The organism is Pseudomonas wadenswilerensis, assembly GCF_900497695.1.
Taxonomy (GTDB): Bacteria; Pseudomonadota; Gammaproteobacteria; order Pseudomonadales; family Pseudomonadaceae; genus Aquipseudomonas; species Aquipseudomonas wadenswilerensis.
Genome location: NZ_UIDD01000006.1, coordinates 125,604 through 140,625, shown reverse-complemented (window position 1 = coordinate 140,625; position 15,022 = coordinate 125,604). Strand labels below are relative to the sequence as shown.

Sequence of the window (15,022 nt, the reverse complement as noted above, 5' to 3'; positions counted from 1 at the left end):
ACTGCATTGCACTTAACGATTCAGCGATCTTTCGCACACCATTCATACAAATATCATTGAAAGCTTGGCCGCCGAGGGGCATCATTCGACAAATATTTGGCCTTCATGGACGACGCCAGTGGTAAAAGTCAGTTTATTGACTCATTGCGCAAAAGCCTGCCAGGTTGCTCTGTTTACTTTTGACTCGAGGCTGTGAGATGAGTGTTCTGATCCCTTGCATCATCGCTGGCGGCGCCGGCACCCGCCTGTGGCCGGTCTCCCGGGAGACCATGCCCAAGCCGTTCATGCGCCTGCCCGATGGCCAGAGCCTGCTGCAGAAGACCTTCGCCCGCGCCAGCCGGCTGGCCGATGTCGAACGAGTCCTGACCGTGACCAATCGTGAAGTGTTCTTCCGCACCCAGGACGAGTTCCGCCAACTGAACAAAGCCAACCTGGCCCTGGACTACATCCTCGAACCCGTTGGCCGCAACACCGCTGCGGCCATCGCCGCTGCCGCCCTGCACTGCGCCCGGCTGTACGGCGAAGACGCACAGCTGCTGGTGCTGCCGGCCGACCACCTGATAACCGACCTCAGCGCTTTCGACCAGGCGGTCAGCCAGGCCCGGGCGCTGGCTGCCCACGGCTGGCTGACCACCTTCGGCCTGGTACCAACCCGCGCCGAAACCGGTTTTGGTTACATCGAAAAAGGCCAGGCCCTGGACGCCAATGGCTTCAAGGCGGCGCGCTTTGTCGAAAAGCCCGACGCCGAAACCGCACAGCAGTACCTCGACGGTGGTCAGCACCTGTGGAATGCCGGCATGTTCTGCATGCGCGTCGATGCCATCCTCCATGAACTGGAGCAGCACACCCCGCAACTGCTGGCAGCGGTCAATCACTGCCTGGCGCTTAGCCCCTACAAGGAAGGCGCGCGCGAGTGCCAGGTGGAACTGGACCCGGACAGCTTTGCCCAGGTACCGGACATTTCCATCGACTACGCAGTGATGGAGGTCTCGCAACAGGTCGCGGTATTGCCCAGCCAGCTGGGCTGGAGCGATATCGGCAGCTGGGAAGCAGTGCGCGAGCTCAAGGCCGGCGACCATCAGGGCAACCGCTGCACCGGTGAAACCGTGCTGCACGATGTGCGCAATTGCTACATCGACTCGCCGCGGCGCCTGGTCGGCGCGGTGGGCCTGGACAACCTGATCATCATCGACACCCCCGACGCCCTGCTGATCGCCGACGCTGCGCGTAGCCAGGAGGTCAAGGTGATCGCCCAGCAGCTCAAGCGCCAGGGTCACGATGCTTTTCGCCTGCACCGCACCGTCAACCGCCCCTGGGGCACCTACACGGTGCTCGAGGAAGGCCCGCGGTTCAAGATCAAGCGGATCATGGTCCGCCCCGACGCCTCGCTGTCACTGCAGATGCATCACCACCGCAGCGAGCACTGGATCGTGGTCAGCGGCATGGCCTGCGTGACCAATGGTGAAGAGGAATTTCTGCTCGACACCAACGAATCGACCTTCATCAAACCCGGTCGGGTGCACCGCCTGACCAACCCGGGGGTGATCGATCTGGTCATGATTGAAGTACAAAGTGGCGAATACCTGGGCGAGGACGACATCGTGCGCTTTACTGATATCTATGGACGCGCCCCGGAGCCAGCCGCAAGCTGACTGCCACGACGCGTCCATTTTTATTTGCATGCCGTTACCCGCTTGCTCACAGAGGAAAAGGGGTCATGCGCGTACTCTGGACACTACCCTACCTGCCCTGGCCGACCACCAGCGGCGGTAAAACCCGACAATATCACCTGCTGCGCAACCTGGCGCAGCGCGGTCATCGCATCACCTTGCTGGTGCAATCGAAAATCCCCCCCAGCGAGGCCGCGCGACAGGCGTTGGAGCCCTTGCTCGAACGCCTGATCGTGCTTCCCCGGCGCCCCTTGCACAGCCCGCTGAACCTGCTGGCGGCGATCTACGCCAGCTACCCGATGCGCGCCAGCATCAACGGCCTGGCGCCGCACTTGCGCCACTGCTTCGAGCAATTGCTGGAAGAGCCATGGGACGTCATCCAGATCGAACACAGCTACAGCTTCCAACCCTTCGAAAAAGCCCTGCAGGCGCGCGGGCTGCCGTTCGTGCTCAGTGAACACAACATCGAATCCGTCAACGGCGCCGCCTGTCACGACCGTTTGCCGTTGTGGCTGCGGCCATTCAATGCCTTCGATCGCTGGCGCTACCGGCGCTGGGAGAACCGCGTACTCGGCCAGGCCCACGAAGTAGTGGCGGTCAGCCCCACTGACGCCGAGCATATCGGCCAGGTGACTGGCTCACCGGTTTCGGTGGTGATCAACGGCGTTGACTGCGCGCATTACCAGGACATCCAGCCCTCGCTGCACAGCCAGCGCCTGCTGTTTGTCGGTAACTTCGAGTATGGCGCCAACCTTGAGGCCATCGAATGGGCGCTGGAAGACATTCTTCCGCAAGTCTGGCTGAGCAATCCAGCGGTGCGCCTGGCGGTGGTGGGCCACGCCCTGCCACCTAGCTGGAAGCTGCGCTGGAGCGATCCGCGGATCGAATGGGTAGGGTATCTGCCTGACCTGCGCGAAATTCAGCGTCACTCGGCGATCTTCTTCGCCCCGCTGCGTTACGGCGGCGGCTCGAAGATCAAGGTGCTGGAAGCCATGGCCGCCGGGCTGCCGGTGGTGACCACGGCCAAAGGCGTATCAGGCCTGCAGGTGACCCAGGGCGAGCACTACCTGGCCAGCGACGATGGCGACCAGCTGGCCCTGATGATTACCCAGCTGTTGAACCAGCCGTGGCGCCTGCGTCAGATGTCGCAAGCGGCGCGGGAGTTTGTCTGCAGCCGGCACGACTGGAGCGTCGCCGCTGCCCAGCTGGAAAGCGTGCATGCGCGCCCCAGCTTGCGTGCGCCGAGTGGCGCCGCCCTGGTGGGCGGCACCTTGCTCAGCCGCTCAGCCAAGTAGTTCACTCAAGGGAATGAACTGGACGATATCGCCTTTGCCCGGGGTGTGGCCTTCACGCACCTCGACCAGACCCTCGGCCCAGGCGGCACTGCGCAGCACTCCCGAACTCTGGTTCTTGTAGATCAGCGCACTGCCCTGCTCCAGCCGGCCGCGCAGGTACTCGCGACGACTGCCAGCCTTGGGCCAATCGAAACCGGCCGGCACCGGGAACTGCAGCGGCGTGACCTCGGCAACGCCCTGGCGGCGCAGCAGGTAAGGCCGGGTCAGCAGGCCGAAGGTCACCAGGGTCGAGGCCGGGTTGCCGGGCAAGCCGATGACCGGCACCCCCTTGTAGTGACCGAAGGTCAGTGGCTTGCCGGGCTTGATCGCCAGCTTCCACAGCGACAGCTCGCCCTCTTCACGCAGGGCGATGCCCAGGTAGTCCGCCTCGCCCACCGAAACGCCGCCAGTGGAAAGAATCAGATCGACTTCCTGCAACCCGGCCAGGCAGTCGCGGGTTTTCTCCAGATCGTCGGCCAGAATGCCGGCATCGATCACTTCGCAACCCAAACGTTGCAGCCAGCTGCCGAGCAGGCGGCGGTTGCTGTTGTAGATCTGCCCGGGACCGAGGGGCAAGCCGGGTTCGACAAGCTCGTCACCGGTGGACAGCACCGCCACCTTCACGCGCCGCACCACGGTCAGTTCGGCGCAACCCAGAGAAGCTGCCAGGCCCAGCTCGATCGGCCCGAGGCGCGTGCCGGCGGCCAATACCGCCTCGCCAACCCGGGTCTCCTGCCCTTGCGGGCGAATGTTCTGGCCGATGCGCAGGGGCTCGGTGAAGCGCACACGCTGATCGTCCAGCACTTCGGCGTTTTCCTGCATTTCTACACAATCGGCTCCCACCGGCAGCGGCGCCCCGGTAAAGATCCGCGCACAGGTGCCCGGCAGCAACGGCTCGGGCGAATGCCCGGCAAATACCCGCTGACTGACCGGCAGCGGCTCGCCGGTCCAGTCAGCCAGGCGCAGGGCGTAGCCGTCCATGGCACTGTTGGGCCAAGGCGGCAGGTCAAGGCTCGACACCAGCTCATGGGCCAGCACGCGGCCTTCAGCGGCGGCCAGGGCGACTTGCTCGGTGTCTTTGATCGGCGCGGCTTCGGCCAGCGCCAGCAATTTGCTCAGGGCTTCTTCGACAGGCATCAAGGGTGTGTGCATGGCCGCCTCAACCACGGCTTTCGCAGGGCGCGGCCTGCTTGAGATGGGTGACGAAGTTGCACGGGCGATGACGGGCATCCAGCTGCTCGGCGAGGATGCCGTCCCAACCGGTGCGCACCGCATTGGTCGAGCCCGGCAGGCAGCACACCAGGGTGCCATTGGCCAAGCCCGCCAGGGCCCGGGATTGCACGGTGGAGGTACCGATATCGGCCAGGGAAATGTGCCGGAACAGCTCACCGAAACCATCGACCTGCTTGTCCAGCAGGCAGGCCACTGCCTCGGGTGTGCTGTCACGCCCGGTGAAGCCGGTACCGCCGGTGATCAGCACCACCTGCACTTGCTCATCGGCGATCCAGGTAGCGACCTGGGCGCGGATCTTGTACAGATCGTCCTTGAGCAGCACCCGCGCCGCCAGGGCGTGGCCGGCCTCGGTCAAGCGGTCGACGAACACCTGGCCGGAGGTGTCGGTTTCCAGGGTGCGGGTATCGCTGACGGTCAATACGGCAATGTTCAGCGGCACGAAAGGTACATCAGCCTTGGCTTTCATGGGACCTAGAATCCATTGATAGAAACGAATGAGCGGTGTTATATCACAGCCCTGCCCGCCCGCGCCCGCCACCGGCCCAGGCATTGTTGCCGGTCAATAATGCTGGATTGCCGCTATGCTGCAATCTGCACGGAACTTGCGCAGGCGCCACGCGTCTCAAGAAACATTACGCACCATCCTTTACTGGAGAAACACAATGATTCAACGGACTCTTCCCGCTTTCCTGCTCGCCCTGGGTCTTGGCACGCTGGCTGGTTGCGCTTCGCCGACCGTCATCACCCTGAACGACGGCCGCGAGATCCAGGCGGTCGATACTCCGCAATACGATGAAGACTCGGGCTTCTACGAATTCGAACAGCTGGACGGCAAGCGCACCCGCATCAACAAGGATCAGGTCCGCACCGTCAAGGACCTGTGACCTGATCGACAAGCCGCTGTCGGGGGCTTGTCGAGGAGAGAGTTTTGAGTAATATTTTCTCCATCGGAGTGTAGCGCAGCCAGGTAGCGCGTCTCGTTCGGGACGAGAAGGCCGCAGGTTCGAATCCTGTCTCTCCGACCAGTTTACTCAGCGAAAAGCCCGCCCACGTGCGGGCTTTTTCGTGCCCGGCAGACGAGCTGCAGTGGCCAGCATTGCGCGGCGGCGGCGCTACCAGCAGAATGCGCGCCTTTCGAATATCGAGGTTGATTCACATGCGTAAGACTCTTGCCGCCCTGACCCTGGGCCTGCTGTGCGCACAAGGCGCCATGGCCGGTGATGGCCAGACCGCTGTAGGCGGTGGCCTGGGTGGTGTACTGGGTAACGTGGTCGGGCAGAAGCTTGGCGGCAGCACCGGTGCGGCCATTGGCGCCGGCGTCGGCGGTGCAGCGGGCAGCGCCATGGGCGCGAAGAAAGGCAACAAGACCAAGGCGGCCATTGGTGGTGGCCTGGGTTCGGCCGGTGGTTCGCTGGTGGGTGGCAAGCTGGGTGGCAGCACCGGGTCGGCGATTGGTGCCGGCCTGGGCGGCGCGGCCGGTGGTGCGCTGGGTAATAACCTGGCGGACAGCCATCGCAAGAAGCGGCACTGATCCACAACCGAGCAGCCCCCAATCGCCGGCAAGGCCGGCTCCCACAGGTGCAAGCCAAATCCACCGTGGGAGCCGGCCTTGCCGGCGATTCTTTTGGCGGGCCAGAAACAAACAAGCCCCTGAACAGGGGCTTGTTTGTTTCCAGCAAAGCGAAAGCTTACAGCGCAGGCTCAGCCTGTACCGCAGCGGCTTCTTCCGGCAGTACCGGAACGTACAGCAGGTTCAGACGCGAGCTGCTCCACTCGCGGGTCTTGTTGGTCAGCTCAAGGTTGTTGTTGAGCTTCTGGCCATAGGTCGGAACGATTTCCTTCAGCTTGGCCTGCCATTCAGGGGTCTTGATGCGATCCTTGAAGGTCTTTTCCAGCACGGTCAGCATGATCGGCGCAGCGGTCGAAGCACCTGGCGAGGCGCCCAGCAGTGCGGCGATGGTGCCGTCCTGGGCAGCAACGACTTCGGTACCGAACTGCAGGATGCCGCCGTGCTCAGGGTCCTTCTTGATCACCTGGACGCGTTGACCGGCCTGCAGCAGTTTCCAGTCTTCGTTCTTGGCATTCGGGAAGTATTCGCGCAGGGCCGCCATGCGGTCATCGAAGCTCAGCATCAACTGACCCATCAGGTAGGTGCTCAGGTCGATGTTGTCGATACCGGCGTGGGTCATCGGCATGATGTTGTGGGTGGTCAGCGCAGCGAACATGTCCAGCAGCGAGCCGTTCTTCAGGAACTTGGTCGAGAAGGTGGCGAACGGGCCGAACAGCAGCACTTCCTTGCCGTCGATCACGCGGGTGTCCAGGTGCGGAACCGACATCGGCGGCGCACCGACCGAAGCCTTGCCGTACAGCTTGGCCTTGTGGCGGGCAACGATGTCCTGGTTGTCGGTCATCAGGAACTGGCCACCGACCGGGAAGCCGGCGTAGCCGTCAGCTTCAGGGATGCCCGATTTCTGCAGCAGCTTCAGGGCGCCACCACCGGCACCGATGAAGACGAACTTGGCCTTGATGCTGCTCTCGACACCCTTGTTGGCCAGGTCAGCGACGACCACGGTCCAGGTGTTGTCGGCATTGCGGACGATGTCGCGCACTTCGTGCTGGACGTGCAGCTTGACGTTGTCATGCTTGGTCAGCGAGGCGATCAGCTGGCGGGTGATCTCGCCGAAGTTGACGTCGGTGCCGATCGGCATGCGGGTAGCGGCGATCTTCTGGTCGGCAGCGCGGCCTTCCATCACGATCGGTACCCACTTCTTGATCTGCTCGTGGTCTTCGGAGTACTCCATGCCACGGAACAGCGAGCTGTGCTGCAGGGCTTCATGACGCTTCTTGAGGAACTCGACGTTCTTGTCGCCCCAGACAAAGCTCATATGCGGCACGTTGTTGATGAACGACTTCGGGTTGCTCAGCACGTTCTGCTCGACCTGATAGGCCCAGAACTGCTTGGAGATCTCGAACTGCTCGTTGACACCAACGGCCTTGCTGATGTCGATCTTGCCGTCGGCACCTTCGCTGGTGTAGTTCAGCTCGCAGAAGGCAGAGTGACCGGTACCGGCGTTGTTCCAGGCGTTGGAGCTTTCTTCGGCGACCTTGTCCAGGCGCTCGTAGATATCGATCGACCAACCGGGTTCCAGCTCATTGAGGTAGGTACCCAGGCTTGCACTCATGATGCCGCCGCCGATCAGCAGCACGTCTACGGTTTTCTCGGGCTCACTGGGCTTGGAGCAACCGATGACACTCAGGCACAGGAGCGTCAGCAGGATTTTTTTCATAGTTCAATCCAATTGAAGTGAAGTAATTGGCAATGACCGCAGGTCCCGTAGTGCACGCCCGGATTCTTGTTGTTGCTCGCGCAGTCCAAGGCTTAGCGTAGCTGGTGCTCAGGCAATCGGCCTGAACACACGCGCAGTGGATGGCGGCTGGGGTTGTTCGATGGATCGGGAACGGTCGTCACGCCAGACACGGGGCATTGACGCCGGTGTCAGGGTGGGTCGCCTTAAAGCAGGAAGCGGGCCAACTTTTACAAGACCAACGACTAATAGCTAGGACGAGTCGTCGCACCCCAACTTTAACGGTTTAGCTGGCGACAATCCGCCACATTGCCAGCCTCAGGACGCTGGATGTGGCGGATTTCCCCCTTTTTTGCTCAGGCACTCAGGCGCGCGGTCACTTCACCGAGCTGTCCGGACAACCCGTGCAAGTGCTGCCCGGCCTGCTCGGTCTGCTGCACTGCCTGCTGGTTGGTGGTGGCAATGCGGGTGATCTCCACCAGGTTGCGGGATATGTCCTCGGCAACGCTGGTCTGCTCTTCCGCCGCCGTGGCGATCTGCCGGTTCATGTCGCGGATGGCTTCCACCGCCACAGTGATGCGCTGCAGCATCTGCCCGGCCTGCTGCACCTGCTCGGCACCCTCTTCGCTGCGCTGCTGACCACTTTCGATGGCCTTGACCGCTTCCACGGCGCCGGACTGCACGGCGCTGATGATCTGGTTGATTTCGGCAATGGAGGCTGCGGTGCGCTGGGCCAGGCTGCGCACTTCATCGGCGACCACGGCAAAGCCGCGCCCGGCCTCCCCGGCCCGCGCCGCCTCGATGGCGGCATTGAGGGCCAGCAGGTTGGTCTGTTCGGCAATGCCGCGAATCACTTCCAACACCTTGCCAATGCGGCCACTGTCGGCTTCCAGGTGGCGAATCACCGCCGCGGTACTGGCGATTTCCTGGTTGACCCCGGCAATGGTATCGATAGTCGCCTGCATCACCTGCTCACCGGCCTGGGCGCTGTGGTCGGCTTCATCAGCGGCGCGCGCGGCGGCGGCAGCATGGCGGGCGACTTCTTGGGCGGCGGCGGACATCTCGTGCATCGCCGTCGCGACCTGGTCGGTACGCTGGAACTGGTCGTCGGTGCCGCGAGCCATGTTGCCGGCAATGCCGCGCAGGTCGCCACTGGCGCTCTCCAGCTCCCCGGCGTTGCGCTGCAGGCGGCTGAAAGTGTCGGCAAGAAAGTCACGCAGGGTGTTGGCCGCCACCGCCAGCCGCCCCAGCTCATCCTGGCGGTCGCTGGCGACCCGTGCCGCGAAGCGCCCCTGGCTCAACTGGGCCACGTAGTCGATCAAGCCACGGATCGGCTCGATCAGGCTGCGGTTGACCAGCCACAGGCTGAACAGCCCGACCAGCACGGCCGAGCCGAACATCACCAGCAGCCCCAGCCAGACCGTGCGCCCAGCCGACTGGCTGATGGCCTGGGCGCGCGCCTGGGCATCACTGCGCAGTTGCATGACCAGTTCGCTCATCTGCTCACTGGCCGCACGGTCGACGCCCTTTACTGCCTGATCGCCAGCTACCGGATCGCCGCCCGCCGCCAGAAACGCCTGGCGACCGCGTGCATACGCCTCACCCAACTGCCGATGGCTGCCCTTGAGCTGCTCGGCGCGGGCCTTGAGCGGCTGCTCGCTGTGTGCGATCAACTGGTCAAGGATGCCTTGCACCTGCTGTTCGCGGGCCAGGAACTGCTGCCAGTACTTGTCCAGCTCGGCGGGCTGCTTGCCGCGCAGCAGCACGTTCTTCCACTCCTGGACCTGGACCTTGAACTGCAGGTTGGCCTCATCGATCAACTGCGACGCCTGCAACGGCCCGTCGATCAACTGGCCATAGCCACGCACGCTGGACGACAACAACTGAAAGCACACCAGGGCAATCAGCAGGATCGCCAACAGGCTACCGCCGAGCAGGGCGAGAATTTGCACTCTGAGGGATTTACGCAACATCGGAAGAGCCCCGGAACAAGGAATAAGGGAGCGACGCCATCGGCGTCGACCAGGCAAAGACGTCCCTGTCCTCGTTCACTGGCCATAGACGGCAGGCCAAAAAAAAGCTGCCATCGATCGATAGCAGCCAGGTTCGAGCATTACGCAACAGCTGGAACAAATAGTCTCAAGGGATTGCTACAGAAATGTGACAACCCGCAGGAAGCTGTCACAAATCCGTCACGGTGTTGAACTGCAATGCCGCCAGCCGTGCGTACAACGGGCTCTCGGCAATCAATTGGCGATGCGTGCCGATGGCCACCAAACGGCCTTGGTCGATCACCGCAATGCGATCAGCGTGCTGCACGGTAGCCAGGCGATGGGCAATCACCAGGGTGGTACGCCCGCTCATCAAGGTCGGCAGCGCCTGCTGGATAAGGTGCTCGCTCTGGGCGTCGAGGGCGCTGGTGGCTTCGTCGAGCAACAGGATCGGCGCATCCACCAGCAAGGCCCGGGCGATCGCCAGGCGCTGGCGCTGGCCACCCGACAGGCCCAGGCCGGCATCGCCAAGGTGGGTCTGGTAACCATTGGGCAGTTGCAGGATGAACTCATGGGCATGGGCACTGCGCGCGGCGGCCTCGACTTGCTCGACCGTGGCATCGGCGCGTCCGTAGCGGATGTTGTCTTCCACCGTGCCGAAGAACAGCGCCGGGTTCTGCGCTACCAGGGCAAAGTGGCGGCGCAGGTCCTGGGGGTCGAGGTGGCTGAGGTCCTGGCCGTCGAGCAGGATGCGCCCTTGCTGCGGGTCATAAAAACGCAGCAACAGATCAAACAGCGTCGACTTGCCCGCCCCCGACGGCCCGACCAGAGCCAGGGTTTCGCCTGGTTCGACCGTCAGGCTCAGGCCATCGATGGCGGGCGGCGTTGGCCGTGACGGATAGGCGAAACGCACGTCCTGCAACTCGACCCGACCACTGACCCGCGGCGCTGTACGCTGCAGATCGTGCACGGGCGCAACAATCTCGCTGCGCGCCGCCAGCAGTTCGGCAATCCGCTCGGCCGCACCGGCCGCCCGCTGCAACTCACCGATCACTTCGCTGAGGGTGCCGAAAGCACCGCCGACGATCAGGCTGTAGAACACGAAGGCCGCCAGCTCACCGCCGGAAATACGCCCGGCGATCACATCCATGCCACCGACCCAGAGCATCACCCCGACAGCGCCAAGCACCAGCACGATCACCAGGGTGATCAGCCAGGCGCGCTGGAGGATGCGCTTGCGCGCCACAGCAAAGGCCGCCTCGACGGTTGTGCCGAATCGCTGCTGGTCACTGGCCTGGTGGTTGTAGGCCTGCACGGTCTTGATCTGGCCCAGGGTTTCAGCCACGTAGCTGCCGACGTCGGCGACCCGGTCCTGGCTTTGCCGCGACAAGCTGCGCACGCGTCGGCCGAAAATCAGGATCGGCGCCAGCACCAGCGGCAAGGCCAGCACCACGATACTGGTGAGCTTGGGGTTGGTGACAAACAGCAGGACGATCCCGCCCAGCACCATCAAGGCATTGCGCAGGAATAGCGACAGCGACGAGCCGATCACCGATTGCAGCAAGGTGGTATCGGCGGTCAGCCGCGACTGGATCTCCGAACTGCGGTTACTCTCGAAAAAGCCCGGGTGCAGGTAGATCAGGTGATCGAACACCTGCTGACGGATGTCGGCCACACAGCGCTCGCCAATCCATGACACCAGGTAGAAGCGGCTGAAAGTGCCGATCGCCAGGGCCAGTACCAACAGCAGGAACAGGCCGATGGATTGATTGAGCAGGTGCGGCGACTGGGTCATGAAACCCTGGTCGACCAGAAGGCGGATGCCCTGGCCCATGGACAAGGTGATCGCCGCAGTGACCACCAGGGCCAGCAAGGCCAGCAGCACTTGCTTGCGGTAAGGGCGGATGAAATACCAACCCAGGCGCATGGCCTGGCGCTGGCGGGGAGAAAACCGGTTGAGCATGGGGGTACGCCGTTTGTCCGCTGTTTGCAGCAGCCTACACCGGACCGCTCGTCCAGCGCCAAGGAACTCCCGGTAATGGCAGGCGTCGGAACCAGAACCTGGGCATATAAGATCCAGGGCACAGCTGACTAGACCGTTTCGGTCTAAAGTACCACTGGAGGTTTACTCGGCTTTCTGGTGGACTGGACGCGTCGCACAGTGATAACCGAAGGAGCTGTCACAGGCCGGTCACGAGGCGATTCTAGTCTGAGCTTGCAACCTGATGAGGAGACAGGAAATGAGCTTGCAACAAGGCAATACCCAGGAAAAACCCGTGCCTAACCCGCAGGCATCGGTAGGCGGCACGATCATCGACAAGGATGGTAACGAAATTACCATCACCGAAGAGATGATCCAGCATGCCTGCGAGGAGCTGGAAAAAAGCCGGGTAGAACTCGCCAAGAAAGACTGACCCACCCGAATTCTTCAACCCGGCGCACGCGCCGGGTTTTTATTGCCCGCGATTCAGACCAGCACGCCGCCCAGGGCCCGAACCATCTGCACCAGCTGCGCTGTTTCACCGTGCAAGCGAACGGCCAGGCCTTCGATCTCGCGGCGCGGCGGATAGTGTTTGCGCAGGCTGTCGAAGGCGGCTTTCTGCAGCGCCGGGTCGCGGCTCAAGCTACGGCGAAAATCGGCATCGTCACGGCGCGGGTCATACACCGCGCGGCACAGGGTGGCCAGGGCCCAGGCTGGATCGGTCTCGGCCTGCAGGGTGATTTCGGCCAGCCACGGCTGAGGCAACAGATCGGCCAGGCGTACCTGCTCAGGCTCGCCACGCCAGGCACAGAAGGCCTGGTAGATCTGCGCCGTACCGCGCTGCTTGCCGTCCAGGCTGTAGCCGGCAATATGTGGGGTAGCGATCACGCAGAGGTCGGCCAGGGCCAGGTCGACCTGGGGCTCACCTTCCCAGACATCAAGCACCGCCTGGATATCATCGCGCTCGCGCAGCAGCTGGCGCAGGGCCTGGTTGTCGACCACCGGGCCACGGCTGGCATTGATCAACCAGGCACCGGGGCGCAGGCGGGCCAGTTGCTCCTGGCCAAGCAGGTGCCAGGTCGGCAGCTCGCCGCTGCGGGTCAGCGGGGTGTGCAGGCTGATCACATCGCACTGCTCAAGGATCTGCTCCAGGCTCACATAATCGCCGCCTTCGCGCGCCTGACGCGGCGGATCACAGACCAGCACCTGCCAGCCCAGACCACGCAGCACCTCGACCAGGCGCCCTCCTACCTCACCGGCGCCCACCACCCCATAGGTGCGTGCAGGCAAGCTGGCGCCGTCGAGCTCGGCCAGGGTCAGCAGGCTGCCCAGCACATAATCCACCACGCCGCGGGCATTGCAGCCTGGCGCGCTGGACCAGTGAATACCCGCCTCGGCGAAATAATCCAGGGCCAGGTGATCGGTGCCGATGGTGCAGGTGCCGACAAACTTCACCTGGCTGCCGTCGAGCAGAGCGCGGTCGACCTTGGTTACCGAACGCACCAGCAGCACGTCGGCATCCTTGACGCAGGCGGCATCGATCGCACGCCCGGGGTAGCGGCGGATCTCGCCGAAGCCGGCAAAGAAGGCATCGAGCAGCGGGATATTCTCGTCAGCAACAATCAGCATGGCGCTCTCCTATCGGGGTGCGCAGTGTAGGCCGATACGGGTGGGCTGATCCACAGGCAGGCGAGGTTCCTGACTACTGCGTCAAGGCGTAGACTAGCCGGCTTTGCCCATCTTTTATGTGGACACCTGCCTTGTGACACCGATGACCGCCGATACCCAAACCCCCTCCCTGTCGCGCCCGGCGCGGATCCGCACCGAGCTGCGCGACCTGCTGATGCTGGCGACGCCGATCATCATCGCCCAGCTCGCGACTACCGCCATGGGCTTTGTCGATGCGGTAATGGCCGGCCGGGTCAGCGCGCGTGACCTGGCAGCAGTGGCCCTGGGCAACTCGATCTGGATCCCGGTGTACCTGCTGATGACCGGCACCCTGCTGGCAACCACGCCCAAGGTCGCCCAGCGCTATGGCGCCGGCCAGCACGCCGAGATCGGCCCGCTGGTGCGCCAGGCCCTGTGGCTGGCCTTGAGCGTCGGCCTGATCGCCAGCGGCCTGCTGCTCAGCGCCGAGCCGATCCTGCAGGTGATGAAAGTCGACCCGCAGCTGGTGGCGCCGAGCATGGGCTATTTGCAGGGCATTGCCTTCGGCTTCCCGGGCGTCGCCCTTTATTACGTGTTGCGCTGCTACAGCGATGCCCTGGGGCGCACTCGGCCAAGCATGGTCATCGGCCTGTCCGGCCTGCTGCTGAACATTCCGCTGAACTATGTGCTGATTTACGGCCACTTCGGCCTGCCGGCCCTGGGCGGCGTCGGTTGCGGCTGGGCCAGCGGCATCGTCATGTGGTTCATGGCCCTGAGCATGGCCGCCTGGACCCGCTGGGCCCCGGCCTATGCCATGAGCCGGGTGCTGGTGCGTGTCGACAAGCCGCAATGGCCGGTGATCAAGCGCCTGGTCGGGGTCGGCCTGCCGATCGGCATCGCGGTGTTCGCCGAGTCGAGCATCTTCGCGGTGATAGCCCTGCTGATCGGCAGCCTCGGCCCTACCGTGGTTGCCGGGCACCAGATTGCCCTGAACATCAGCTCGCTGCTGTTCATGATTCCGTATTCGCTGGGGATGGCGGTGACCGTGCGGGTTGGCCAGGCCGTGGGCGCCGGGCTGCCCCGCCAGGCGCGCTTCGCCGCCCTCGTTGGCCTGGGCGCGGCGCTGGTGTTTGCCTGCTTCTCGGCCAGCTTGATCCTGCTGATGCGCGAGCCGATCGCCTCGATCTACACCCCGGATACGGCAGTGATCCAGATTGCCGCGATGCTGATCGTGTATGCCGCACTGTATCAGTTCTCCGACGCCATCCAGGTGATCGCTGCCGGCGCCCTGCGCGGCTACCAGGACACCCGGGTAACCATGATCCTGACCCTGTTCGCCTACTGGGGGATCGGCTTGCCGGTGGGTTATGTGCTGGGCCTGACCGACCTGTTCGGCCCGGCCAGCGGCCCTAACGGCTTGTGGGAAGGCCTGATTGCCGGCCTGACCTGCGCGGCGCTGATGCTGGCGATCCGCCTGGCGCGTAGCAGCGCCAAACACATTCGCCGGGCCGAAAAGCGCTAGTCGAGCTTCTTGCGAATCCAGTACAGGTAAGTGCCCGCCTCTTCCTGCTGCTGGACCAGCTGGTGGTCGAGGAACACGCAGAACTTGGGGATATCGCGACGGGTCGAGGGATCGGTGGCGATCACCTTGAGCAAGCCGCCGGGGGCCAGGTCGCGAATGTGCTGGTGCAGCATCATCACCGGCTCCGGGCAGTTCAGGCCGGTGGCGTCGAGGGTGGCGTCGGGGGTGAGGTCAGTCATGTAGAACTCCGGAAACAATCAGCTATTGTCGCTCATGCACGCGGCAGGGTCATCTTCGCTGGCCTGATCGCCGGCAACGCCGGCTCCCACAGGTTTTGCA

The 15,022-nt window shown here is 63.6% G+C and carries 13 protein-coding genes, 1 tRNA gene and 1 pseudogene; 7 read left to right on the top strand and 8 right to left on the bottom strand.

Going from position 1 to position 15,022, the window contains the following annotated elements; translation table 11 throughout:
* Window positions 1-197 precede the first annotated feature (197 nt).
* Window positions 198-1,652, top strand: a complete 1,455-nt coding sequence (locus CCOS864_RS09450) for a mannose-1-phosphate guanylyltransferase/mannose-6-phosphate isomerase (protein ID WP_115086066.1) — start codon at window positions 198-200, stop codon at window positions 1,650-1,652.
* 65 nt (window positions 1,653-1,717) lie between these two features.
* The gene (locus CCOS864_RS09445; RefSeq protein WP_115086065.1) at window positions 1,718-2,965 is read left to right on the top strand and encodes a glycosyltransferase family 4 protein; all 1,248 of its coding nucleotides are present in this window, start codon (window positions 1,718-1,720) and stop codon (window positions 2,963-2,965) included.
* Here the strand turns inward: CCOS864_RS09445 and CCOS864_RS09440 are convergent.
* Both CCOS864_RS09440 and moaB read right to left on the bottom strand, forming a co-directional pair.
* Window positions 2,954-4,156 (bottom strand): molybdopterin molybdotransferase MoeA, encoded by a 1,203-nt coding sequence (locus tag CCOS864_RS09440; protein ID WP_115086064.1) that lies wholly within the window; start codon window positions 4,154-4,156, stop codon window positions 2,954-2,956. The genes CCOS864_RS09445 and CCOS864_RS09440 overlap by 12 nt on opposite strands.
* 7 nt (window positions 4,157-4,163) lie before the next feature.
* Window positions 4,164-4,703, bottom strand: a complete 540-nt coding sequence (moaB, locus tag CCOS864_RS09435) for a molybdenum cofactor biosynthesis protein B (RefSeq protein WP_036996416.1) — start codon at window positions 4,701-4,703, stop codon at window positions 4,164-4,166.
* Window positions 4,704-4,899: 196 nt separating this feature from the next.
* Here moaB and CCOS864_RS09430 point away from each other — a divergent pair, with 196 nt between their 5' ends.
* From CCOS864_RS09430 to CCOS864_RS09420, 3 genes are all read left to right on the top strand, one after another.
* Window positions 4,900-5,121, top strand: a complete 222-nt coding sequence (locus CCOS864_RS09430) for a YgdI/YgdR family lipoprotein (RefSeq protein WP_010223359.1) — start codon at window positions 4,900-4,902, stop codon at window positions 5,119-5,121.
* A gap of 64 nt (window positions 5,122-5,185) precedes the next feature.
* Window positions 5,186-5,262 (top strand) — tRNA-Pro (locus tag CCOS864_RS09425).
* A gap of 131 nt (window positions 5,263-5,393) precedes the next feature.
* Complete coding sequence (locus CCOS864_RS09420) at window positions 5,394-5,768, top strand: bacteriocin (protein ID WP_038994310.1); 375 nt, start codon at window positions 5,394-5,396, stop codon at window positions 5,766-5,768.
* 157 nt (window positions 5,769-5,925) lie between these two features.
* Here the strand turns inward: CCOS864_RS09420 and mqo are convergent, their stop codons facing one another.
* The 4 genes and pseudogenes from mqo to CCOS864_RS09405 all read right to left on the bottom strand — a co-directional run bounded on the left by mqo (window position 5,926) and on the right by CCOS864_RS09405 (window position 11,496).
* On the bottom strand, window positions 5,926-7,524 hold the full coding sequence (gene mqo, locus CCOS864_RS09415; RefSeq protein ID WP_115086063.1) for a malate dehydrogenase (quinone): 1,599 nt from the start codon (window positions 7,522-7,524) through the stop codon (window positions 5,926-5,928).
* A 374-nt stretch (window positions 7,525-7,898) separates the two neighbouring features.
* Window positions 7,899-8,603, bottom strand: a complete 705-nt coding sequence (locus CCOS864_RS28700) for a methyl-accepting chemotaxis protein (RefSeq protein WP_420849221.1) — start codon at window positions 8,601-8,603, stop codon at window positions 7,899-7,901.
* Between the two features lie 228 nt (window positions 8,604-8,831).
* Window positions 8,832-8,942 (bottom strand): annotated as a pseudogene (locus CCOS864_RS28695) (hypothetical protein); the annotation flags it as partial.
* A gap of 781 nt (window positions 8,943-9,723) precedes the next feature.
* The gene (locus tag CCOS864_RS09405) at window positions 9,724-11,496 is read right to left on the bottom strand and encodes an ABC transporter transmembrane domain-containing protein (protein ID WP_115086061.1); all 1,773 of its coding nucleotides are present in this window, start codon (window positions 11,494-11,496) and stop codon (window positions 9,724-9,726) included.
* Window positions 11,497-11,773: 277 nt separating this feature from the next.
* On the opposite strand from CCOS864_RS09405, the gene CCOS864_RS28205 reads away from it, so the two are divergent.
* Window positions 11,774-11,947 (top strand): PA1571 family protein, encoded by a 174-nt coding sequence (locus CCOS864_RS28205; protein WP_166675663.1) that lies wholly within the window; start codon window positions 11,774-11,776, stop codon window positions 11,945-11,947.
* Window positions 11,948-12,000: 53 nt separating this feature from the next.
* Here the strand turns inward: CCOS864_RS28205 and pdxB are convergent, their stop codons facing one another.
* Window positions 12,001-13,143 carry a 4-phosphoerythronate dehydrogenase PdxB gene (gene pdxB / locus CCOS864_RS09400; RefSeq protein WP_115086060.1) on the bottom strand — a complete coding sequence of 381 codons (1,143 nt, stop codon included), beginning with the start codon at window positions 13,141-13,143 and terminating at the stop codon, window positions 12,001-12,003.
* Between the two features lie 142 nt (window positions 13,144-13,285).
* Between pdxB and CCOS864_RS09395 the strand changes: the two genes are divergently transcribed.
* A complete protein-coding gene (locus CCOS864_RS09395) occupies window positions 13,286-14,683 on the top strand; it encodes an MATE family efflux transporter (protein WP_115086059.1) in 1,398 nt (465 codons plus the stop codon).
* Here CCOS864_RS09395 and tusA read toward each other — a convergent pair.
* The gene (tusA, locus tag CCOS864_RS09390; RefSeq protein WP_038994304.1) at window positions 14,680-14,922 is read right to left on the bottom strand and encodes a sulfurtransferase TusA; all 243 of its coding nucleotides are present in this window, start codon (window positions 14,920-14,922) and stop codon (window positions 14,680-14,682) included. The two genes, CCOS864_RS09395 and tusA, sit on opposite strands and share 4 nt — an antisense overlap.
* Between the last annotated feature and the right edge of the window lie 100 nt (window positions 14,923-15,022).

Excerpts from the sequence above, each read along its gene's own strand:
- CCOS864_RS09450 (WP_115086066.1), top strand. The coding sequence starts at position 198 with ATGAGTGTTCTGATCCCTTGCATCATCGCTGGCGGCGCCGGCACCCGC.
- CCOS864_RS09445 (WP_115086065.1), top strand. The coding sequence starts at position 1,718 with ATGCGCGTACTCTGGACACTACCCTACCTGCCCTGGCCGACCACCAGC.
- CCOS864_RS09440 (WP_115086064.1), bottom strand. The coding sequence starts at position 4,156 with ATGCACACACCCTTGATGCCTGTCGAAGAAGCCCTGAGCAAATTGCTG.
- moaB (WP_036996416.1), bottom strand. The coding sequence starts at position 4,703 with ATGAAAGCCAAGGCTGATGTACCTTTCGTGCCGCTGAACATTGCCGTA.
- CCOS864_RS09430 (WP_010223359.1), top strand. The coding sequence starts at position 4,900 with ATGATTCAACGGACTCTTCCCGCTTTCCTGCTCGCCCTGGGTCTTGGC.
- CCOS864_RS09420 (WP_038994310.1), top strand. The coding sequence starts at position 5,394 with ATGCGTAAGACTCTTGCCGCCCTGACCCTGGGCCTGCTGTGCGCACAA.
- mqo (WP_115086063.1), bottom strand. The coding sequence starts at position 7,524 with ATGAAAAAAATCCTGCTGACGCTCCTGTGCCTGAGTGTCATCGGTTGC.
- CCOS864_RS28700 (WP_420849221.1), bottom strand. The coding sequence starts at position 8,603 with ATGTCCGCCGCCGCCCAAGAAGTCGCCCGCCATGCTGCCGCCGCCGCG.
- CCOS864_RS09405 (WP_115086061.1), bottom strand. The coding sequence starts at position 11,496 with ATGCTCAACCGGTTTTCTCCCCGCCAGCGCCAGGCCATGCGCCTGGGT.
- CCOS864_RS28205 (WP_166675663.1), top strand. The coding sequence starts at position 11,774 with ATGAGCTTGCAACAAGGCAATACCCAGGAAAAACCCGTGCCTAACCCG.
- pdxB (WP_115086060.1), bottom strand. The coding sequence starts at position 13,143 with ATGCTGATTGTTGCTGACGAGAATATCCCGCTGCTCGATGCCTTCTTT.
- CCOS864_RS09395 (WP_115086059.1), top strand. The coding sequence starts at position 13,286 with ATGACCGCCGATACCCAAACCCCCTCCCTGTCGCGCCCGGCGCGGATC.
- tusA (WP_038994304.1), bottom strand. The coding sequence starts at position 14,922 with ATGACTGACCTCACCCCCGACGCCACCCTCGACGCCACCGGCCTGAAC.